The sequence below is a fragment of the Candidatus Eisenbacteria bacterium genome (assembly GCA_016930695.1).
Taxonomy (GTDB): Bacteria; Orphanbacterota; Orphanbacteria; order Orphanbacterales; family Orphanbacteraceae; genus JAFGGD01.
Window position 1 is genome coordinate 24,029 of the sequence record JAFGGD010000026.1, and the last position, 22,840, is coordinate 46,868.

Sequence of the window (22,840 nt, forward strand, 5' to 3'; positions counted from 1 at the left end):
CTCAATCGGCGGGGCGCACGGTGATCCGTCCGCCCGATGCGACCGATGATTTCATGGGCGCGTACATCGCTTCGGCGCGAACCGGCGGCCGCGTGAACTCTCCCGCCGTGACGGCGCGAAGGCCGTAGTAGTACTTCTCGGTTTCCCCCTGCCGCAGGTCGCCGTAAAAGACGATCCGGTCGTCCCGGAAATCCATGTAGACCGGGCCGCGCGTCTTCTTGTCGATCCAGGTGAGGGCGCGGCGCGACTGAAGCCGCGGGTTCTCGATCTCCAGACCGGCGGGGAGAAGGTCGACCACGGCCACGTTTTCGACGTCGCCGGAAAGAGCGCGCACGGTCACCTCGGCGACCACCAAGTCCCCCTGGCGGAAAGCGTCCGATCGGATCGGAACGCCCTCCTCGTCGAGATAGCGCCGTCGCACTTCGATGTCGCGGTCGTACTCTTCGATGTGGCGTCCCGAGGGGATGCCGTCGGCGCGCCAGTAGTAATAGCAAACGCCGTTTCCCGTCAGGTCGAGCGACACCTCGCCGCCCCCCCAGTCCCGTCCGGCGAAACGGTCGCCGCGGTTGTCGAATGGCCCGAGCTCGCGGCCGTCGATCCGCGCGACGCCCCGGAAGGATCCGTCCCCCTGCTGCGTCCGCATGATCTTCCCGAGCGCAAGAAGGGCGAAAGCGTTCTCCTGGGTCGTTTCCCAGCGGCGGTTCTTCTCGGCCGCGTCCGTCAGCGACCGCACGAGAACGGGCACCACCGGATTGCGCGGGTCCACTTCGGCCAGAACGTCGAGGCAGATCGCCGTCCCCCGAACGGGGGAATGCAGGATGCCGCCGGATTCCGCCGCCTCTTCGGGGGCCGACGTGGGGGCCGCGGATTTGGGAAGGAGCCGGTGCGCGGTGACCATGTCCCCCGCGAGGGCGAAGGCTCCGGCGAGCTGATAGAGCGAGTAGTCGGCCAGCCGGTCCGTGGTGCTGTTCAGGAGGAAGTTCATGGAGGCGCGTTCGGGCGCGCCCGCGAGCGACGCCAGGTAGCAGGCATAGGCGGAGAGCGCGTATTCACGATCCTTGTTCTGCGAGTTCATCCGGGCGTAACCGGGGAGCAGGCGGACCATCCGGTCGTAAACGCGATCCGTAACGGTGTAACCGTTGCGCCGCGCCTCGATCAGAAAGTGAATCGCGTAGAGATTGCACCAGTCGTTCACGTGGCCGCCGCCCGGCCAATAGGAGAACGCGCCGTCGGGGAGCTGCATGGATTCGATCTCGGCGATCCCCTCGGCGACATAGTAATCGCCGCCGCCGCCGCCGAAAAGTGCCGGATCGACGAGGCGCGCGAGGTCGTCGAAGTAGAGGAGGGGGAAGAGACCGGAGACCTTCTGTTCCAGGCAACCGTGTGGGTAACGGAGCAGGTACTGCAGCCCGGCTCCGAAACGGACGGCCGGGAAGGATGAGAGGGAGAGCGAGAAGTCCGCGCTCCCCTCGATCCAGTCTCCGGGGAGAACGAAGGAGGCGGGCATGGAGTCGGTGACGACGCCGCTTCCGGCGAGTGTGAGCATCGGGGCGGGCGGGCGGAGGGGCGCCTTCACGCGGATCTCGGAGCGCTCTCCTCCTCCTTCGGCGGTGAGAAGGAACTCGATTTCCCCGGCGCCTTCGTCCGCTTCGACCTCGAAGAACGCCACGTCCTCCGTTCCGTCCGGGATGGAAAGCCGCGCCGTCGCCGCTCCTCGAATCCGGGCCGGTCCATGCGCGTCCAGCCGGACGGCGATCTCCGATTCCGCGCCGGTTCCGTTATAGACGGCCACCGGCACGGTGAACCGATCCCCGCCGGCGAGGAAGCGCGGAAAGGTGGGGGTCATCTGGATCGGCCGGCGCACGATCACCCGGTTCTCCCCGCCGCCGAATCGGTCGTCCGCCGCGGCGGCCGCCATCAGGCGGATCGTCCCGGCGAATTCGGGGATCGGGAAAGTCACGCGCCCGTGTCCCCGATCGTCGGTGCGGACCAGCCCCGACCAGAACGACACGGGTCGGACCCGCTGGACGGCCACGGGACTCAGCTGGCGCTTACGCGCGGTCTCCACGTCGCCCGAAGACGACGAGGCGAGAGGCTCGAACTCGGGGAGCACCGCGCCGTAGAGATCGTGGGAGCGGACGAGAAGACGGCGCCGGCCGAGAAAGTGGGCGTGCGGATCGGGGGTCTGAAAGTCGGTGAGCCGGCAGATCCCTTCGTCGACGGCGGCGATGGTGACGTCCGCCGCGCGCCCACGCAATCCGTTCACGCGGAAGTCGACGGTCAGCTCGCGCTCGGGAAGGATCACGTCGGGCGCTTCGAGTTCGACGGCGAGCCGCCTGTCCTCGGTGTCGACTTTCAGCGGGATCACCCCGAAGGCGCGGATCGGCGTGTCGGGCTCCAGGTTTTCCGTCGAGTGGATCAGATGAGCCGAGAGGTAAACGTTGGGGAGATATTCCTCCCGCACGGGGATCTCGACCATGGCGGTGTTTTCCGAGAGCGTGAGTATGCGGTGGCTCAGCACGCGCTCCCGCTCGACGGTCAGGAGGAGCTTTCCGGAGAAGGGGGCGCGGATCTGCAGCTTAGCCGTGTCGCCGGTCCGATAGACGTCTCGGTCCAGGTCGAGTTCGACGCGGTCCGGTCGGTCCATCGCCCAAGGGGCGTACCCCCATCCGCTGGCGTAGAAACCGATGGAGGCGGCGGCGCCCGTTTCGGGATCCTCCGTCACCACGAGAAAGCTGCCGTAGTCCTCCGGGGTGACGGTGAACGAGGCGACGCCGGCGGAGGTGGTTACGGAGAACTCCCGCTGCGGTTCCTCGACCCGCTCCGAAACGTAACGGTATCCGCGTTGCCCGGTGTCGCGGAGAATCGACTGCCACACGACGCGATGGAAAGTGACCCGTAAAGATCTTCCCTCCAAGGGGCGGCCGTCCGGCGCGACCAGGGCGTATTCGATCTCCACCGGCTTGCCGCGCTCGGCGTATCCCGAGGAACTCCGGCGGAGGCCCACGTAGCGTGGATGGGGGTGGATCAGTACCGCGCGATAGGCGGTCACGCCGCGTCCGCCCGGCTCGAGAACGGTCGCCGAGAGGATCCCCCGCAGGCCGGCGGGAGGCCGCAGGTCGCCGGGAACGGCGAAGAGGTAACGATGGCGGCCCTCCTCGTCCAGAAGGGCCTCTCCGAGGGGAAACTTGCCGCCGGGGAACGCTTCGCCCCGATCGCGGAAGACGAATCCCTCCCAGCCGGGTGGAGTGAAATCGTGATCGACGATCTCGACGGAGGCGTCGACACGTCTTCCCGCGGCGGGGGGGCCGAACAGGGTGAGCGCCTCCACGTCGATCGCCATGGTGTCGCCGGGCTCGTATTCGTCTTTTGAGGTGTGAAGGGACGCTTTCATGCGGTCGGGAATGAAATCCTCGACGCTGAACCGGACGCGTCCGATCTCGGTTTCCTCGCCGACGTTCAACATCGCCGTGTAGCCGCCGGTGCGCGCGTGCTCCGGGAGTGGAACCAGAAATTCGACGGCGCCCCCGTCGTTCGGGACGCCCCGCTGCTCGGAGAGGATCCGACCATCCGGGGAAACGACGGCGAGTCGAACCGGAAAGGGAGTCGGGGGGAGCAGATCCGGACCGCGAAGGAACGCCGCCAGGGCGGCCGTTTCTCCCGGCCGATACACGCCCCTTTCCGTGTAGAGGAAGGCGTCGTATCCGTCGGTGAGCGAAGGACGGCCGTCCACATCGAAACTTCCCGTGGAAAGAATCCGGCGATCGAGTTCGAGGAAGGAGTAGTCGTCGCCGTGGGCTGCGGTGATCAGATAGGGGGTGAAATCCTCCGTTCGATCCCGCGGCGGTTCCAGGACGGCGATCCCCTCCGCGTCGGTCCGCGCCGTGGCGAGAAGCTGGTTGTTCCGGCTGAGGAGGCGGATCTCGGCGTCCGCGATCGGGTCGAGGGTCAGGAGGGAGTTCGCCCAGATCAAGAGCCGGTCGCCGCTCTCCTTCGCCGTCAGGCCGATGTCCGTCGCCACCACCCAGCGCATGGCGCGGCGCCAGCGCGTCTCCGTCGAATAGGCGACGAACTGATACACGCCCCATCCGTGTTCGTCCAGAATTTCGGCGACGCTCAGGGGGGTGGTGGACGGCGCGTTACCGGCGTCCGCGATGGGGATGCCGAAACGCTTCACCTCCCGGCCCAGGGAACGCAAGGAGTAGTAACCGTACTCCGCGGCGGGATCCACGTCGTCGAGAAGATGAACCAGGTTGTTGGGAAAGATCTGGTTCACCTGGAGGGACACGCTGTCCACGTTGATCGTCTCGAGGGCGATGTTGAGGAGGCCGCCGCGGGTGAGATAGAAACCATCGCCGCGCCAGCCGATCTGCGGCGGGATGTCCTTTCCGCGGAGGACGACGGAGGTGGAGAAGTCGCGCGATATCGGGGATCCGTCCACAGCCCGCAGGCCGGAGCCGAAGGAAACACGGTAGGTCTTTCCGGCCTCGAAATCGCCGCGGAGCGTGACCCGCCGATGGCCGGCCGTGACGGTGATCTCCACGGGCGGATCCAAAACGACGAAGCGGACCGCCTGGTCCCGGGAGACCGGAAGGTTGAAGTCGACGGCGATCGCCGGTTTTTCTCCGGGCTCTTCCGACGGATACACACGCTCGACGCGGAGGTCCACCTGACCGGGTAGGGTGAGGGGTTCCCGATGGTCCCGCTCGAGAGGTAGACCGCCGTCCATGCAGTCCAGCCCCGCCCGCACGATCAGGGAGAGGCCCGCTTCTTCCGCGTCGCGCCGAACCTCGTCCGCCCGGATGGTGATGACCGTCGAAGGTTCCTTTTCCGCCACGGCGAACACGATGGATTCACCGTCGTCGTATTGAAGCTCCATGTTCCGGGAGGCTTCCGCCGGATCGACGGGGAAGTTGAATCGCACCGTGCCGAGCAGGCGGGCTTTATCGTTCCTGTCCGGAAGGAATTCGTAAAGGAGACGGGCGTCCAGAACGCGGAACCGGGGTGTGTGAAACGAGAATTCCCGGTTCCCTTCGAGTCGGCGGCCGAAACTCTCGAAGAGCGCGGGGGAGAGGGCCATTCGATATTGCGTCGAGGGGCGGAGCATCGCTTCGGGGAAAAATCGGATTTTGTCCCGAGCGATCCAGAGCCGTTCCCCGGGAATCGGCGGATCGAAGCGCAGGGAGAGGCTGTCGATCGTCGAACCGACCAGTGAGTCCGGGATGACGGGTTCGGAAAAGCGAAGCGTGAAGTTGGTGGTTTGGGTAACCTCGCCTTCGGGGGAGAGAGAGAGCACCTCGACGGAGGAACCGGATCCTCCACAGGAGATGGACGACATCATCGCCGCTGCGAAAAATGTCGCGAGAAGGCGCGGGACGGGACGGCCGCCGAACCGGCCGGTAAGGATGGGAGAGAGAGGGGACGGCGACGATCGGCGGGACGGGTGGGGCATGCGGAAACCCTCCTCGGATACGGGTCGTGTGCCATTCGATCGGATGAAGTTTACCTGCTTAGAAACCCGGTCGCAACCGGGGAGAGGGCGCGGGCGGGTCGGACGCGCGTGCCGGCGAAGAGGGGCGGGGGATGGCCGCTTTCGCGGATAAGATTCCAAACCGCCGCCGAACCTCCGGATTGTCCGAGGCGCAACTCGTTGTATATATGGCCGTTAGTGTTCGCGACGCGTGAATGCGCGTCGGGGGTGCTTTTATTATGTTTGGATAATGTGCTTTGCGGGCGCCCTCTCATCGCCCGCGGCGCCGACGACCAAACCTTTCCGTGCGGGAGAGTGAAGAGGCCGAAGGCGAGGGTTCTTTCCGGGAAGGGCCGCCCCTCCTTTCCGGCGAGGGATGATACGCGGACCGAGGGTCCGACGGAGGTTTTCGATCGATGGCGAGCAAGCAAACGTTTTCCCCGCTGATCTATCTGGCATCGCTCGGCGCGGGAGGCATTTCCGTGATCCCCTTTGCCTTCCTGCAGTACACGCATCCGCACCCGAAAGGGCTGGTGCGCATCGAACACCTGGCCGGCGCGGACGTTTCCGCGGTTCAACAGGCGCTCTTCTTCGGGCTGGAAGCGGTCATGATCCTCTTCGTGCTCATCCACGTGGTTTTATCACTCGCATTCCTGCCCGGCCTGATTCGATGGATTCGCGGCGGGGAATACTCGGATTTCATGCGCGATCCCCTGAAGAACGGCGGCATCCTCGCCCCCTTCATATCGCTCTGTATGACCATGAACGTCTTCGTGGGGCCGGTTCGGTTTTTCATTCCGGGACTCGCGGACAATCTGCAAGGTCTGATGCTCCCCGCGTTGATCGGTTGGGCGATCCTCTGGTTTTTCGTGCTTCGCATGGAAATCAAACTGATGCGCATCTCCTTCGTGGAGAGCTTCGATTACCACAAGGTCAGCTTCGGTTGGCTGCTCCATCCCTTCGCCCTCGGAATGATCACGGTGACCGGCACCGGTTTCGCCGCGCTCGCGCAGAGCCCGGCGATCGCGCATACCGCCGCCTTCCTCTCTCTCGTGTCGGGGACGCTCGGCCTTTTCCTTTTGGGCGTGAAGCTGATCAGTGTCTTCAATAGTCACTTCGCCGCCCGGGGCTTGCCGGAGAAGCAGTCCCTCCCGAGTTTCCTCATCGTCGTTCCCAACGTCACCCTCTACGCGATCAGCGGTTACCGCCTCATGCATTATCTTCACGCGAAGTGGGACATGCACACGGAGGTCTTCAGCTTCCTCATCATCACCCTCTCCTTCGCCTTTGAACTGTGGTACGTCGTTTTCGGACTTCGGCTCCTCTCCGATTATCTGAAGAACCATTTTCCGAAGCGGGAGTTCTATGTCACCCAATGGGGTTTCGTTTGCCCCGTCGTCGCCTTCGCCGTTCTGGGTTCGTTCTTCTACAAGGTCTTCGTGCCCAATCCGCTTACCTATGCGTTCGTTCTGCTGACGGCATTGAGCGCGGTCGTTCTCTTCTTTCATCTGTTGAAAAAGCAGTGCCGCTGCTCCGGACTTCTCTTCTGCAAGCCCGACGGGGAGTGTATGTAGGGAGAGGGCGGGAGAGAGCGGCAAAGAAGAACGGGAGGGAGAAGAGGGTATTCCGCGAGGACGAATGGGCGCGGAGAGTCGAAAGGGATTTCCGGGCTTCGCCTGCGCATCTTGTGTCCGAACAAGGCGTTGGGCTCGGTCAGTCTGCGCGCGCCTCGAACAGGAAGTGATCGAGAACGGGGAGGACCAGAGAGGGCGACGTTTCGTGGTATCCCCGGAACCAAACCAACCCGACGCGGTCCCCGGCTTCTCCTTCCGCATAGATCTTCTGTACGGCGCGCCACTCCTCCACCATCGCTTCGGGCCTTCCGAATAGATCGTAAGCCCCCATCTCTATAACGAGCGGCCGAGGCCGGACAAGGCGGGCAAGGTCCGCGAAGTCGAAATAGACGTGGTAGGGGTGGTTGAAGATCGATTGGTCCGCCCAGTACACCTCGCTCTCCAGGCCGTAATGCTCCTCCAGCATGGCGCGGCTGAACTTCATCGCGCCGCTCGAGACCACGGCGTCGATTCTCGCGTCAATCGCGGCAAGCAGGACCGCCAGCCGTCCTCCATAAGAGATGCCGTACACCGCGAGCGGAAGCGCCCCGAGTTCCGGGTCGGAGCGGACGTGGTCCACGACGGCGAGAAGTTTCTGGAGATCGATCGAGTACTTTGTGTTTTTGGAGTAAAGCATGCCCAGGCCGTGGATGTTGGTGTTGAGGCGGCTCACGCCGAGCACGTACGGCGCGAAGACCATGTAGCCGTCGCGGGCGAGTTCCGCGCCGAAGGCGCGCGTGTAGTCACGCCCTTCCAATCCCACCACCTTTTCCGGAGCGCCGGAGTGGCCGTGCAGGGCGATCACCACTCCCCGGGGGGCTTCCCGCGCCGGAGCGGCGGTGTAAAGGGGGAAGGAGATCGCGGGGATGCGGCTCTGCATTTCGAGTCGCGAGACGATCATCGATTCGTTTTCCGACACGCGCTCGCGCCCGAGTACCGCCCCCGCCGGGGCCGCGTCGGCGACGCCGAGCGTTTCTTTTAAGAACGAACGTTGTGTCGCGAAAGGATCTCCCTCTCCCTGCGCGGGCTCGGCCGCCCAAAAAACGTCGTGGAGGCGCCGTGCCTCCGCCTTCCGCTCTTGCGAGGCGAGGTAGTCTGCGACGTCCCGGTAATGACCGTAATAGCGGTAGGAGGGGAACCGAGACGGTCCCGTTCCGTTCCTCTCCGGACCGGTGGAGTATACGTAAGCGGATTCGGGAGAAAAGGGAGAGGAAGGTTCGCCGAAACCGGCGAGCGCCTCGGGGGGGACGGGCGCGTCATACCGGAGTGCGGCGCTTTCTCGGTTCGGAGCGGCGCGGTCCGGGCGAGGGAGTAGCCGCCCAAGCCCGACGTATTTCTGCAGAAGCACGCCGCAGCTGAAGACGGCCAGGATCAGGATCGCACGGGCGAAGGCGCTTCTCCGTTTCATTTCGTTTCTCCTCGACGGCGGATATCCCGAGGTCGATTCTCGCACGCCGCCGCCGACGATGCGAGAACAGCCTTCTAACAAATTGAATAATAACCGGATGCGTTCTCGGCGGCGGCGGCGAAGCAATGCTCGGGAAGGCGCGGAAGAGATGGTACACTTTCCGCGCGGGTCCGGCCGGATTCGCGTTCGGGACAAGGAGAAACGTTCCCCTTCGGGGGGGTGTGGAGCGGAAAGGATGACGCGAAAAGAGAGATACTTCACGCCGGATACGATCGACGGGCGCGCCGCCGCGTTTCTCCGGGAGACGAACGCCGTGCGGCGGACGGGGACGACACTCTTTGATCCTCGCCGCTCGGCGCTCCTGGTTCTGGATCTACAGAAATATTTTTTGGACGAAGACTCCCACGCCTTCGTTCCCGGCGGCCCGGCGATTCTGCCGCGTGTGCGCGATCTGGCGGAAGCCTACGCGGAAATGGGGCTTCCTCTCTTTTTTACGCGCCACGGGAACGATGTGCGAAACGCGGGGCGCATGGCGGATTGGTGGGGCGACATGATCGGCGTGAACGATCCGCGCGGCGAGATCATCGAAGGGATCGGCGCTGGAAAAGGGACCGTGATCGTGAAAAGCCAGTACGATGCCTTCCACGAAACCGGCCTTGCGGAGATTCTTCGGCAACGATCGGTGGAGCAGGTCGTCGTCTGCGGCGTGGTCGCACACCTTTGCTGCGAGAGCACCGCCCGGTCCGCGTTCGTCCGCGGTTTTCACGTCTTCTTCACCGTGGACGCCACCGCCGATTATCACGAAGATTTCCACCGCGCCTCCCTGCTCAATCTCGCGCATGGTTTCGCCGTTCCGATTTTGGCGGGCGATCTTCTGCGCGCGATGAAGAACGCCGATGCCCGCTGAGCCTGTCGTCGTCATCGTAGGAGCCGGCCCGGCGGGCCTGGCGGCGGCGATGCAACTGCGCCGCTGCGGTGTCGCGCCCGTGGTCTTGGAGCGGGACGAACCGGGTGGTCTTCTCCCAAACGCCGGCTCGGTCGAGAACTATCCGGGTTTCCCGGCCGGCATTCCGGGGTGGGAGCTGGCGGCGCTCATGAAGGAGCAGGCCGCGCGGGCGGGTGTTCGCGTGACAAAAGCCGAGGCGACTTCACTCGTCCGAGAGGGAGACCGAATCCTCATCGGCTCCACCGCCGGGACGATCCGCGCGGGCGCAGCGGTGATCGCCACCGGAACGGAACCGCGTCTATGGACAGATCCGAAGGGGATCGCCGAGGCCGCCGATAAGGTTCTCTACGAGATTCGCTCCATCCGGCGGGCGCGCGGGATGCGGATCGGAATCGTCGGCGCCGGCGACGCCGCCTTCGACTACGCCCTCACCCTCTCCGCCGCGAACGAGGTCTTTCTCATGAATCGAGGAAAGGAGGCGCGCTGCATTCCCCTTCTCCGCGAGCGCGTTCGCGCCGCCCCGCGGGTCGTTTATGAAGAGGAGACGGCCGTCATCGCGATACGGAAGGAGAATGAAGGCGGCCTGCTGCTCGAAAGGACCGGACCTTTCGGCGCCGACCGTTTCAAGGTGGATTACCTGGTGGCGGCGATCGGGCGCGATCCGTGTCTCGGCTGGACCGGGCTCTCTCCGGAACCGTCGCGAGGGGACGGGCGCGGAGAGACATTTCACGTGATCGGCGATGCGGCGAACGGCGACTATCGCCAAACGACGATCGCCGTCGGGGACGGCGTGCGCGCGGCGATGCGGATCGCCCGTCACCTCATGGGGAGACAAGGTTGAGAATCGTAGCTTCTTCCGGGGACGATCGAGTAGCCCGGGTCTATCTCGCCGAGACGGCCGGCGGCGGCCTGCTGGAGTTCGCCGAATCGGTGCAGCCGCCGATTCCACGCGACAAGAAATGGGTCCTCCTCGTGTCTACCCTTTTCGGATGTCCGATCGGTTGCGCCATGTGCGACGCCGGCGGCGACTTCAAGGGAAAGCCGACGGCGGAGGAGATTTTCTCGCAGATCGACATTCTCGTAAAGAGCCGGTTCCCCGGGGGGGAGGTCCCCTGCGCCCTCTTTAAAGTGCAGTTCGCGCGAATGGGGGAGCCCTCACTCAATCCCGCGGTGATCGACGTGCTCAGAGAGCTGCCGGACCGCCTGCGCGCGCCTGGGCTGATCCCTTCCGTGTCCACCGTCGCCCCATTCGCCGCCGGGGACTTTTTCGAGAGGCTTCTGGAGATCAAGGGGGAGCGCTACACGGGAGGCCGTTTCCAGCTTCAGTTTTCCGTCCACACAACCGACGACGAGCTGCGGAATCGTCTCATCCCGGCGCGGAAGTGGGGCTTGCGTGAGATCGCCGAATACGGCGAGCGTTTTTACGAGCCCGGCGACCGTCGGATCACCCTCAACTTCGCCCCCGCGCGAGAGACGCCGGTAGACCCCGCCGTTCTACGTAGATACTTCGACCCTGAACGGTTCATCGTCAAGATCACGCCGCTCAACCCGACCTACCGCGCCCGCGAGAACGGCCTCGATACGTACATCGATCCGGCGCGCGACGACGAGGATTACGAGATGGTCCTCGCGCTCCGCGCCGCGGGCTACCGAGTGATCGTCAGCGTCGGCGAGTTGGTGGAAAACCACATCGGAAGCAACTGCGGGCAATATGTCCGGCGCAGCCTTCTGGCGGAGAGCGGAATGGCGGACGGGTACACCTATCCGGTGCGGGAGCACGCGCCGCCCGAGACGCTCGAAGGAGGAGGCGCCTCGCCGCCCCGCTAGCCTGTCTCGTACGCTAGGACCGCCGGCGTCTCCGGCGGCCGTAGTTGAGGCGGGTGACCACGTAGGTTCCGCTTCGTTCGTCCGTCTTCAGGGAGATGTGGCCCGCCTCCTGCGCATCCTCGAGCAGTTCGCTGAAACTCCGGAATCCGTAGCTCGATTCGTTGAAAGAGGGGCGTTTCCGCTTCATCGTATCCTTGACGAGCGAAGAGTAAATCACCTCATAGTTCTCGCGCTGTAGGGCGCGGATGACGTCGAATAAAAGAAAGTAGAGTTCCCGCTTGTCCGCTGGGATCTTCTTCCCTTCGGACGGCGTCGCTCCGGGTGTTTCCTCTTCGCCCAGGTCCTCGTAGTAGAGGAACTCGTCGCAGTTGTCGGCGAGCAGCTTGGAAGTGGACTTCTTCATGCCGAGGCCGATGACGTACTTCCCGTTCTCTTTCAGCTTGGAAACGAGGGGGGAGAAATCACTGTCGCCGGAGACGACCACGAAGGTGTTGATGTGTTCCTTGCTGTAGCTGAGATCCATCGCGTCGACGCAGAGGCGGATGTCCGCCGAGTTCTTACCCGTCTGGGAACGCTTCGGAATCTCGATCAGTTCGACGCCCGACTCGTGTAGTTCCTTGGTGTACTCCCGGAACTTCCCCCCCCAGTCGGCGTAGGCCGTCTTGACGAGGACCTTCCCTTTCTCGACGAGGCGGTCGAGGACGCGGTGAATGTCGAACTCTTTTTTCCGGCGGCCGGAAAAGCCGAGCGCCAGGTTTTCGAAATCGATGAAGACGGCCAGGTTGCGCTCCTGTCCGCTGCCGGCCGTTGTGTTGCCCATGGGGAACCTCCCGTTTCGGGTTTCGATGCTCCGCGCGTCCGCTCATTCTGTCACCGCATCCCTCTTTCGCCAAGGGAATAGAAGGCGCTTCGCCGAGCGCGGCGCCTCGGATCGGGCTTTTCGTCGCCCGGGGCGGACGGGTGGGGCCTGGAACATATTGTCAAACCACACGATGCATCGCCGCGTTCGGAATCGATCCGGTCACGCGGAGGGGGAACCGAAAGGTGGTACAATCCTAGGTCCGGTTGGACCGGGCATCGAGAAAGGACGAGAGAAATGGAAAAGGCTATTCGCATATTCGTGACGGGCGGCACCTTCGACAAGGAATACAATGAGCTGACCGGCGATCTATTCTTCAAGGATTCCCACGTTCCGGCGGTGCTCCGGATGGGGAGGAGCCGGATGGAGATGAACATCCGGAACCTGATGATGATCGACAGTCGCTCCATGACGGATGACGATCGGGCCATCATCGCGAAGAACTGTCGCTCCGCTCTCGAGGAAAGGATCATCATCACGCACGGGACGGACACGATGGTGGAGACCGCCGCGATCCTCGCGAAGGAGGTGGAGGGGAAGACGATCGTCATCACCGGCGCGATGATCCCCTACACCTTCGGCAGCTCGGACGGCCTCTTCAACATGGGGAGCGCCCTCGCCTTCGTACAGACCCTTCCCCCCGGAGTCTACGTCGCCATGAACGGCCGCTACTTCGATTGGAACAACGTCCGCAAGAACCGAAAGACCGGCGAGTTCGAGGAACTCGACGGCTGACTCGGGCGCGGGCCCGATCGTGGGGCGGGACGCGGCGCCCGCCCCCGATGACTTTTCATCACGTTCTCCCCGCCACGCTTTCGTCCAGGGCCCCTCCGCCGGGTTATTCCACTGGAAATCATCGGGTTATCCATGGTATACTACCGTCTGCTTTCAAGTCTGCCCGACACAGATTCGCCTTTCAACAATTTGCTCGACTCTTTTGAGGAGGTTCCCCGGTGCGCGTTCCAACCCTCTTGTCAGGGATCATCGCCCTTTTCGTCGCGACCTGTCCGGTCGCCGCCCGAACCTTCAACATTCAGCCGGACGGAATGGGGGACGCCCCGACCATCGCCGCGGGAATCGATTCCGCCGCTTACGGCGACACGGTACTCGTCGGGTGCGGCGTATATGAAGAGACGGATATCGCGATGAAGAGCGGCGTGAAGCTGCTCGGATCAACGGGGGACCCCTCTTGCGTCGTTATTGACGGGGCGGCGTCCGGCCGTCTGTTTTCCATCGTATCCTGCGACAGCACGACGGAAATCGCAGGGATCACCTTCCGAGACGGCTACGCCATGGCCGGCGACGGCGGCGCGGTTTATCTCGGCGGGTACATGAACCCGGCCCACCCCCTTTTCCGCGGCTGCCGTTTCGAGGAAAACAGGGCTTACGCTCGGGGCGGGGCGGTGTTCGTCTACGATCAGTGTCGCCCTCGTTTCATCGGATGCGTGTTCAACGAAAACGACTGCACCGACGTGGGAGGCGCCGTCGCCACCGGGGCGAACGCCGATCCTTGGTTCGAGGACTGTGTCTTCACGGGAAACCACTCCACCCAGAACGGCGGCGCCGTAAACATCGGAGACGCCTCCTCCACCTTCCGGCGCTGTGATTTTCAAGGCAACGTGGCGGATCATATGGGGGGCGCACTGGCGATGAACGGCTTCGGCGGCGCGGCCGTGGACACGTGCCTTTTCGCCGGCAACTCCGCCGAGAACGCGGGGGGCGCCCTCTTTTGCGGCAACTACAGCTATGGTTCCCTTCACGGTTGCACCATCGTCGGCAACTCCGCGCCCCTGGGGAGCGGCATTGCCTTCGGCAACGCAAGCGGCTTCGCGGACCGCGTCATCATCGCCTTCAACCAAGAGGGCGCGGCGGTTTACGAGCAGCTGCCGGGTGATTCGGTGACCTTCACCTGCTCCGACATCTTCGGTAACCCCGGCGGCGACTGGATCGGCGACAACGCCGTTCAGCTCGGCCAGAACGGCAACTTATTCGCCGATCCCCTCTTCTGCGGAGACGCGAACACCGGCGACTCGCTCACCCTCCGAAGCGATTCCCCCTGCGCGGAAGCGAACAACCTCGAATGCGGGCTGGTCGGCGCGCGTCCGCAGGGCTGCATCCCCACGCGAGAGTGGGTCGGATGGGGGGACGGGGAATCCTGGGAGGACCCCTACAACTGGAGTCCCACCGGGCTCCCGGATTCCATTGATGCGGTGCTCATCAAGCCGGACGACCCCGACACCGTGATCTTCACGGGCGGTGGTCCGGTCCACAGCCTCGACCTCGGCTGGGAGGTCGCGGCGGTCCTTTTACGGATCGACGCGGACACGCTCACCTTGCTGCAAGGCGGCCGGAACGATTTGGGCGCCCTGCACGTCGCCTCCGGCGCGGCGATGGAGATCCCCTTCGGTGCGACCTTCGACAACCTGGATGGAGGCGAGATCGTCCTCGCCGGCGGGGACATCGCCGGCGAAGGGATCGTCGTGAACGGCGGAGAAATCCGGAAGGACGAGGGAAGGCGCGGCTCGCGTTCGATCAGCGCCGTGAGGTGCGGCGTCGAAAACCGCCATGACGATCCGGGCGACGGCGCGATCCGCGTCTGGGACGGCGTACTGAACTTCCAGGGAGAGTTCGTCAACGCGGGATCGCTTCTCGTGGACGAGGGGGCCGAAGCGCTGCTCGATCCGGGGGACGGCATGCTCCGCTCACCGTATTACGTGAACACCGGTTTCGTGACCATCCTCAACGAAGGGGTCCTTCGGATCGGCGGCGGGCGCGTTTTCCGGAACGATCCGGGAGGGGACGTACGTCTCGAAGGGAGTTCCCTCGCCGGCGAGGGAACCTTCCTGAACGGGGGCGTGGTCCGCTGCGTCGAGCATTATCGGGACGCTCGCGCCATCAACTCCATCTCCTGCGGTTTCGAGAACGCCCGGGAGGATCCGGGCGACGGCGCCATCGTGCTGGAAAGCGGGATCACCTCCATCGAGGGAGAATTCGCCAACGCCGGTTCCCTTCTCGTGAACACGGGCGCCGAGGCGCTCCTCGATCCGGGCGACGGCATGCTGCGGGCGGAAAGCTTTTTGAATGAAGGATGGGTCGTGGTCGATATCGGCGCCGTCTTTACCATCGCCGACTTCGCCACCGTCTTTTGGAACCGAAACGGCGGCGTCTTCGATCTCCGCGGCGGGGATCTCGGCGGCGAGGGTCTTTTCCGCAACGCGGGACAACTGAAGAAGACGGGCGCGTCGCCATTCACCGACCGCTCCTTCAGTTACCTCGGCTGCCGCTGCGAGAACCAGCGTCACGACGATCCCGGCGACGGGGCGATCCGCGTCGAAGAGGGGACTCTCGCCGTCACCGGTGAGACGGACAACGAAGGAGAAATTCACGTCGAGGAGGGCGCGGGCCTGACGGTGGGGGACGCCGGCGGGAAGGCCGCGGGAGATCGTTCCGGCGGACTCGTCAACGGCGGAGAGGTGTTCGTGGAAGGCGGGGCCTCGTTCGATCTCTACGCGGTCTTGGAGAACGAACCCACCGCCGATTTTCGTCTCGCCGGCGTCGCCACGGTCCGGAACGGCGCGGAGTGGCGGAACACCGGTTCGCTGGTCGTCGAAGAGGCGGGCGTTCTCACCCTCGAAGCGGGCCGTTCCACCTCCCCCGGTCTCTTCGATAACGGCGGTCTTCTCTGGATCCCCGCGGACGGCTCGGTCGTCAACGAGGGAAGTTTCCTCCACCAAGAAAACGCGGTGCTCGGCGGCGCGGGGACATTCGACAACACCGCCGGGAGCTTCTCCAACGACGGCGTCCTCCGTCCCGGCGCGCCGATCGGAGACTTCCGTTTTCTCGGGGACTTCTCGATGAGCCCGCTCTCGGAGGTAAACATCGACATCGGCGGGATCTCCCCGGGAACCACCTATGACCGGCTTCTCGTTACCGGCTCCATCGATTTCGGGGGCGCGGTCCAGGTGCGTCTCTCCGGATACATTCCCTCGCCGGGGGATGACTTCCAGGTGATCCAGGGGAGCGGCGGTCCTCTCCGCGACGGCTTTGTCGCGTGTTACGGCGGCTTGATCGTCCCCGGCGGGCTCTATCTGCAGCCGGTCCAGGAGACGAACGCCCTCTCTTTCACGACCACGGGCTCGCCCCCTCCGAACGGGGCGCCCGACGCCGCGAACGATTTGTACGAAACGGTCTTACACGAGCCGATCGTTCTTTCTCTTCTCGCCAACGATATCGACCCGGACGCCGATCCTCTTCGGATCCTCCTGCTCGGCACGGAGGGGACCGCGGGGATCGCGCGGATCGACGCGGGTGATTCCACGGTTACCTACACGCCGCCGCCGGACTTCGCCGGCGCGGACGCCTTCACCTATCTGGTGTCCGACTGCGAGGGCGGTTCCGATTCGGCGACCGTCACGATCCTCGTCGATCACACGTCGCATGCGATTCGCGTTCCCGGCGACGCCGCGACGATCGCGGAGGGCCTCGCCGCGGCGGAATACGGCGACACCGTTCTGGTCGAGTCGGGCGTCTACCGTGAGCACGATCTGGCGATGAAGTCGGGGGTGAAGCTCTTCGGGGTAGAGCGCGCCGGGGCGAAGGTGCGGATCGACGCCGAGGGAACCGGCCGCGTGCTTCTCTGTGAGGAGGCGGACGACGCGACACGGATCGAGGGGATCGTTTTCCGGAACGGCTCGGCGGCGATGGGAGCGGGGGTTCTCTGCGTGAACGCCTCACCCGTCTTCCGGAACTGCGCCTTCACCGGGAACGCGGCCTCCGGGGGCGGAGGCGGGTTCCACTGCGATTCCCGATCCGAGCCCGTTTTCGAAGGATGCACTTTCGCGGGGAACCGCGCCGCCGAAGGGGGCGCCCTGTATGTCGAAGGCGCCGCGATCGGTTTCGACCGCGTGCTGATACGGGGAAACGGCGCGGCCTCCGGACCGGAGATCTTTCACGCCGCGGGTTCGTCGCTCGATTTCGCCGGTTGCGTCGTGGACACCGGCGGCGTCGCCGGCGCCGGAACAATCGTCTGGGGCGGCGATTGCGTCGCCGAGGATCCTCTCTTCTGCGTTCCCGCCGCGCCCGCCGCCGCCCCGACGGCGGAGGGGAATTACCATGTCGACGTCGCCTCCGTTTGCCTGTCCGGTACGGAGCGAATCGGCGCCTTCGGCGCGGGTTGCCGAAACGGCCGTGTCTTCGAGGAGGAAGAAGAGGAGGGCGGGCACGCCGTCCGCCCGGACGGAAGAGAGAGGAACGCGTCGATTCTCGGCCCGAGCGTTCCGAGATTCTTCGTGTTTCCGAATCCCTCGCGCGGCGGCGTCACCGTCGAGTACGCCTGCCCCGCCTCCGCACCCGGCCGGCTCTCCGTGTACGGCGTGAGCGGGCGCCTCGTTCGCTCCTACGAGTTGAACGGGCCGTCGGGCGCGGTCCGCTGGGACGGCACCGGCGCGGGAGGAACGCGCGTCGCCCCGGGCGTCTATTTTCTACGGCTCGTCGCGGGGGACGAGGTGGAAACACGCCGTGTCACGTTGATCCGCTGATCGGTGCGCCGAACAGAGTTTATTCATGAATTGTGGGGGGCCCGGGACGATCGTTCCGGGCCTTTCCCGCGCCGCCTCCCGATGAGGATGGGGAGCGCCGCCGCGATCTTCCGCGCGCCGAGGCGCGACGCCCGTCCGAGGAGCACGAGAGAAGGAGCCGGATCGGAGAGGGAAAGAAGCGCGAAGGAGCGGACGCCCGCGAGCGAGAGGAGCCACCGGTGGAAGGGGAGGGTTCCCTTCTTGCGCTGCGACAGAAGCGACTGAACGTCCCAGGAGAGATGGACGTACTTGACTCCCTCTCGGAAGGGTGGCGTCGCCGGCGCGTCCTCCCCGATCACGTCCAGGTAGTGGATGTAGGGGATGTCCACGCCGGAATCCACCGCGAGCTGTTCGCCGGAGACCGTTCGCGGGTTGAGGTCCAGCAGCTTAAAGGAACCGTCCCGATCATCCCGCTTGTACTCGATCGAAGCGACCCCGCTGTATGCGAGCGCGCTCAGAAGAAGGATGGACTGCTCCGCCGTTGTCTCGTTTCGCTCGGAGACTTGGAGGCTTCCGTTGCCGAAATGGACGGGGTGCTGGCGCAGCTTCCTCTTGGTGAAGAGGACGAGGGGGCGGGAACGGCGGTCCCAACAGGAGAGATAGCCGTACAGGGCGTTGTCGCCTCCGGGAACGATCTCTTGAATCATCAAGGGCTCGCCGGGTCGCCACATCTTTCGGTAGAGGCGCTCCAGGTCATGTCGGTCCCGGGCGACGGCCAGCTTCTCCGCCCCCCCCCGTCTCCGCCAGAGATGGGAGCGCGTCGGCTTGACCAAGCAGGGGAACCCGATTTCGCCCGGGTCCGGGTTCGCCTCGTCCGGCGGGCCTTCCGGGAAGCGTGTTTCGGGGACGGGGACGCCGGTTTCGGCGGCGAATCGGTAGAGGAGCGCCTTGTCGCACGCGACGGAGAGCGCGTCGTCGTTCGGGATGTTGAAACGAAAGCGTTCCGCCAGGAGGCGGCGGTGCCGGGCGACGAAGAGGACCTCATCGTCCCCCGCGGGGATCAACACCGGCCGGGGATCGGCGCCGTCGGCGCAGAGGAGGAGGCGGTCCAGCCAGGCGCCTTCGTTTTCGCGGAAGTCGGGGAGAAGGATGGGCCGGGCGTAGCGGGAATAGTGGCCGGGAGGGCGTGGGGGCGATTCCAGGGCGAAAACCGGGATTCCCCTGCGCCCCAGGCTCCGCATCACGGCCAGCCCGGCGGTGGTCGCTCCCAACACGTAGACCGGTGACTTGCGGCCGCGCCTCGGCCGCCTCGGGTGAGCGCTCTTTGGGGACATCGGGGAATCGCCCTGTTTCATCGCGCGCCGCCGGGTGGAGTAGAGACCCGGCGCAGCGTACCGGCGCGGGGGATCCTCCGCAATAAAAAAGCGCGGGGGGTGAGTGAGGGTCGCCCCCTCTCGCCCTGGCCCGCGCCCGGTCCGACGGCTCGCAAATCCCTGGTCCGATGGGAATGTGACTACGTATCCGCCGGGCCGGCGATCGAACGGCGAGCCGAACTCGTTCGTTCAATCGCGCACATCTTAATCTAAGTCAACAAAACAGGCAATAAAGAAAAAGGGGGTGATTCTCCTCGGCGGGGGGGGTGCCTCCTTTTATTCCAAACCGTCTCCGGGGCGCCGCCGATCCGTCGACCAGTCGATTCCCACGCTCCACCCGGGATCGTTCGCGCCGATCGTGCCTCCCAGAATCGCCCCGGTCGCGGCCATCGCCCCGGCCATGTACCACGCGTTCCGGTAGTCGTCCGAGCCGGAGAGCGCATTGGCGAGGATCCCGAGAAAGAGCCCGGTTTGGGCGCCCGCGCCCAGCCCTTTCATCGTGCATTGAAAACGGGAAAGCTCGTAGACGCGGGGGCGGTAGAGCTGTTCCACCGGATAGGCGCCGAAGCGGTTGAAAGAGAGTGTGGTCGGTGACCGCGTCGTCTCGGTTTCCGCGGGTTCCTTCCGTTCCTCGGGAGGGGTGAGGCGGAGCCGCGCGTCCCGCAGAAGCCAGCCGGTGTATGCCGACGGGGCGCGGAGTCGCGGGCCGGTCCGTTCGGGGTCGGGCGGCGTTTCATCCGCCGCGGCGAAGGCTCGTGCGACGAAGAAAAAGAGAAGGATCGGAAACAGGGCCGGCCGAAACATGGTCGTACCTTTTGGGCAGGGGCGGGTGAACCTCGACATCATTGTAAATCATGATTCGTTCCGTCCGCAAGGAGAACGGGCGTCATCGGGCGGTGCGCCGGACCGGCCCGCGCGGCGCGTGGAACGTGTACGGTCGTTCCGGGAGAATCCGCCGGGGGGGCTCATAGTCGAGATTCATGGTACAATAGCTTCGTGGGGCCGAAGAGAGCCCCGGGAGGAATCGGCACGGTGAAGATCTAAAGCACACGAAGAAAGCGCCGCTCCGGCGGAGCGGACGGGGGCATCTCCGGACGGGGCGGGTCCCCTTCTTCGCGGGTTTTTCGAATCGCGGCCGGTCCGACATGCGTACGAGGAATGGACGGGCCGCGGGTAACCGCGGCTTTTTCTTTTCGAAGAGTCCGACGGGAATCGGGACATGAAAAACATCGGTATCGAGTTCGAGGATGTCGGTTTCCTCTACGACGATGGATCGGCGCCGCTCCTCGCCGGTTTTACATGCCGATTCGCGGAGGGATGGACCGGCGTGGTGGGGGCGAACGGCTCGGGGAAGACCACTCTGCTCCGTCTCGCCGTCGGCGATCTCCGACCCCGGACCGGGCGGATCCGCATCCCCGGGCCGGCCCTTTACGGCGAGCAGAGAACCGACGTCCCGCCGGCGGATCTGGGGGGTTTTCTCAGGAGCGCCGACCCCGAGGCGTGCCGCCTGCGGGGCGCGCTCCACGTCGGCGGGGATTGGGACCGGCGCTGGAGCACGCTCAGCCACGGTGAAAGGAAGAGGACGCAAATCGCCGTCCTCCTCAGGCGCGAGCCGATGGTGCTCGCCGTGGACGAACCGACGAACCATCTGGACGGGGAGGCGCGTGGGCTGTTGATCGACGCACTCGGCGCATTCCGCGGCGTCGGCCTTCTGGTCAGCCATGACCGGGAGCTGCTCGACCGCCTCTGCGCGCGATGCCTGTTCCTCGATCCCCCCGAGGCGATCCTGCGGCCGGGCGGGTACGGAGAGGGGGCGCGCGAGGCGGCGCGGGAGAGGACGGAAGCGGTCCGGCGCCGGGAGATCGCTCGGGGAGAGCGCCGGCGTCTGGAGCGGGAGGCGGACCGCCGCCGGCGAGAATCGGAGCGGGGGGAGAAGGGGCTGTCGAAGAAGAGGCTCGACGCGAAAGACCGGGACGGTCGCGCGAAGGCGAATCTCGCCCGGCTGACCGGCAAGGACGGCGCGGCGGCCCGACGTCTCCGAAACATGGAGGACCGGGCGGCGCGCGCCGCGTCGAAGGAGGAAGAGATCCGTCCGCGAAAGGCGTACGAAACGGGCATCGCCCTCCCCGGGACGAAGAGCCCCCGCGACTACCTCCTGCGTCTCTCCGCCGGGACGATCCCCCTGGGCGGCGGCGCGCTCCGTCATCCCGATTTGGCCGTCGGTCGCGACGATCGCGTCGCGCTGATCGGACCGAACGGAGCGGGAAAGAGCACCCTGGTGGAGAGGATCATCCGCTCCATCGATCTGCCGGAGGGGCGTGTGGTCTACATCCCGCAGGAGATCGACCTCGATCGATCGGCGGCGATCCTGGACGAGGCGCGAAGCCTCCCCCGCGCGGAGCTGGGGAGGATGATGAGCGTGGTCAGTCGTCTCGGATCCCGGCCGGAGCGTCTGCTCGGGAGCGGCGCGCCGACGCCAGGGGAGATTCGCAAGCTGCTCCTCGCCGTCGGCGTGGCGCGGGAGCCGTGGCTCATCGTGCTCGACGAGCCGACCAACCACATGGACCTTCCTTCGGTGGAGTGCCTGGAGGAGGCGCTTGGCGGATTCCCCGGCGCGCTCCTCCTGGTGAGCCACGACACGGCCTTCCTCCGGCGGCTCACCCGCGTCCGTTGGATGATCGACCGCGCCGGAGAACCGGAGAGTTTTGACCTCCGGGTCCGTGCTTGGAAATGAGAGGGCGCGGGGCGATCCGCCGCGCCGCCGCCGGCCCGGGCTCTAAGGCGCGACCACGCCGTCGTAGATCTTCATGCGGCCGAAGATCCCTTGGAAGACGGTTCCGTGGGAGGAGTTGCTGATCCCCAGACCCCTGTCGTTGCCATGGTCGAGAACGGCATCCCTCTCACATGCCAAACCGTCGTCGAGATAAAGGCGGGCGGTTTGGCCGTCGTAGGTGATTCGCCCTTCGTGCCAGGCGCCGGGTGTGTAGCGCGCGGAGCTTCTCTGAACGACGCCGCCGTTGACCATCAGGGAGACGGTGCTGTCCGGTTCGAGGCGGAAGGACATCCAGCGCCAGAGGTCGCCGCCGACGAAGACCGGATGGGAGCCCGGTCCGGCCGCGGCCGGTTTGAAACGGGCGCTGATGGTGAAGGCGGCGAAGTCGAGACTGTCGATGGTCGTCCCGGCGTGGCAACCGCCTTCGTTGATCCCGTCGAGGTAGACGCCGTTGCAGTAGATCCCCGCCTCCTGAAAAGGTGTGTTATAGAGCGACATCGGTCCGTGGAATCCGGTCACGTCGCCGGCGTTCTCCACGAGCGGATAGTATGCGATCAGGCGGTCGTCGATCGAATCGGTCGCGGCGGCGAGCGGGTTGGAGAGGTCCGAAAGATTCCCGGCGGCGTCCTCGCTGCGGAGCGCGAAGAAATAGGACGCGCCCAGATCGAGCCCCGCTACGGTGAGTGTTTCCGGTTCCCCCGGCGCGCCCGGGATCGGTTCGCCGGAGAGGGTGTCCGCGGTGTCCCAGTTGCCGGTGGTAATCGTCGCCGAGGAATAGCGGAGATCGTAGCGGCTCACGTCGAATGTTTTGGCCGGGTCGGCCGGCGTGGTCCAGACAAGGGTGATCGACGAGTCGCCCGCCGATGCCGCGGAGAGATCGGCCACCGCCGCAGGTCCGGTTGTGTCCCCGCCTCCGCCGGTCGGTCCGTCGTCCCCGCCGCCGCACCCGGCGATCGGGAGAGCCGTCACGATCAACCAAGCGAGAGCCCTTCGCCGTCGCATCGCCCATCTCCTTTCGTTGATAAATGAAGAACGCCCCGGACGGCATGGCCGGT

Annotated in this window: 12 protein-coding genes and 1 pseudogene; 7 read left to right on the top strand and 6 right to left on the bottom strand. The window is 65.3% G+C overall.

The features are described from left to right. Position 1: 1 nt before the first annotated feature. A complete protein-coding gene (locus tag JW958_04385; GenBank protein ID MBN1825483.1) occupies positions 2-5,452 on the bottom strand; it encodes an Ig-like domain-containing protein in 5,451 nt (1,816 codons plus the stop codon). 434 nt (positions 5,453-5,886) lie between these two features. Between JW958_04385 and JW958_04390 the strand changes: the two genes are divergently transcribed. After that, on the top strand, positions 5,887-7,044 hold the full coding sequence (locus JW958_04390) for a hypothetical protein (protein MBN1825484.1): 1,158 nt from the start codon (positions 5,887-5,889) through the stop codon (positions 7,042-7,044). Between the two features lie 139 nt (positions 7,045-7,183). Here the strand turns inward: JW958_04390 and JW958_04395 are convergent, their stop codons facing one another. Continuing rightward, the gene (locus tag JW958_04395; protein MBN1825485.1) at positions 7,184-8,491 is read right to left on the bottom strand and encodes a dienelactone hydrolase family protein; all 1,308 of its coding nucleotides are present in this window, start codon (positions 8,489-8,491) and stop codon (positions 7,184-7,186) included. 235 nt (positions 8,492-8,726) lie between these two features. On the opposite strand from JW958_04395, the gene JW958_04400 reads away from it, so the two are divergent. From JW958_04400 to JW958_04410, 3 genes and pseudogenes are all read left to right on the top strand, one after another. After that, positions 8,727-9,398 (top strand): isochorismatase family protein, encoded by a 672-nt coding sequence (locus tag JW958_04400; GenBank protein MBN1825486.1) that lies wholly within the window; start codon positions 8,727-8,729, stop codon positions 9,396-9,398. Then, complete coding sequence (locus tag JW958_04405; GenBank protein MBN1825487.1) at positions 9,388-10,278, top strand: NAD(P)/FAD-dependent oxidoreductase; 891 nt, start codon at positions 9,388-9,390, stop codon at positions 10,276-10,278. The genes JW958_04400 and JW958_04405 overlap by 11 nt, the downstream gene beginning before the upstream one ends. Beyond that, positions 10,275-11,201: pseudogene (locus JW958_04410) on the top strand (radical SAM protein). Before JW958_04405 ends, JW958_04410 begins: the two are co-directional and overlap by 4 nt. Positions 11,202-11,277: 76 nt before the next feature. Here the strand turns inward: JW958_04410 and JW958_04415 are convergent. Then, complete coding sequence (locus JW958_04415; protein MBN1825488.1) at positions 11,278-12,084, bottom strand: NYN domain-containing protein; 807 nt, start codon at positions 12,082-12,084, stop codon at positions 11,278-11,280. A 276-nt stretch (positions 12,085-12,360) separates the two neighbouring features. Between JW958_04415 and JW958_04420 the strand changes: the two genes are divergently transcribed. Together JW958_04420 and JW958_04425 are read left to right on the top strand one after the other, a co-directional pair. After that, positions 12,361-12,858: an asparaginase gene (locus JW958_04420; protein MBN1825489.1), complete on the top strand. Its 498-nt coding sequence runs from the start codon at positions 12,361-12,363 to the stop codon at positions 12,856-12,858. 218 nt (positions 12,859-13,076) lie between these two features. Next, positions 13,077-17,660 (top strand): cadherin-like domain-containing protein, encoded by a 4,584-nt coding sequence (locus JW958_04425; protein ID MBN1825490.1) that lies wholly within the window; start codon positions 13,077-13,079, stop codon positions 17,658-17,660. A 23-nt stretch (positions 17,661-17,683) separates the two neighbouring features. Here JW958_04425 and JW958_04430 read toward each other — a convergent pair whose 3' ends face one another. Continuing rightward, positions 17,684-18,973, bottom strand: coding sequence for an ATP-grasp domain-containing protein (locus JW958_04430; protein ID MBN1825491.1), 1,290 nt, complete (start codon positions 18,971-18,973; stop codon positions 17,684-17,686). Positions 18,974-19,288: 315 nt separating this feature from the next. Next, positions 19,289-19,816 (bottom strand): hypothetical protein, encoded by a 528-nt coding sequence (locus JW958_04435; protein ID MBN1825492.1) that lies wholly within the window; start codon positions 19,814-19,816, stop codon positions 19,289-19,291. A 415-nt stretch (positions 19,817-20,231) separates the two neighbouring features. Between JW958_04435 and JW958_04440 the strand changes: the two genes are divergently transcribed. Next, the gene (locus JW958_04440; protein MBN1825493.1) at positions 20,232-21,746 is read left to right on the top strand and encodes an ABC-F family ATP-binding cassette domain-containing protein; all 1,515 of its coding nucleotides are present in this window, start codon (positions 20,232-20,234) and stop codon (positions 21,744-21,746) included. A 42-nt stretch (positions 21,747-21,788) separates the two neighbouring features. Here the strand turns inward: JW958_04440 and JW958_04445 are convergent, their stop codons facing one another. Next, positions 21,789-22,787, bottom strand: coding sequence for a hypothetical protein (locus JW958_04445; GenBank protein ID MBN1825494.1), 999 nt, complete (start codon positions 22,785-22,787; stop codon positions 21,789-21,791). Positions 22,788-22,840: the final 53 nt, after the last annotated feature.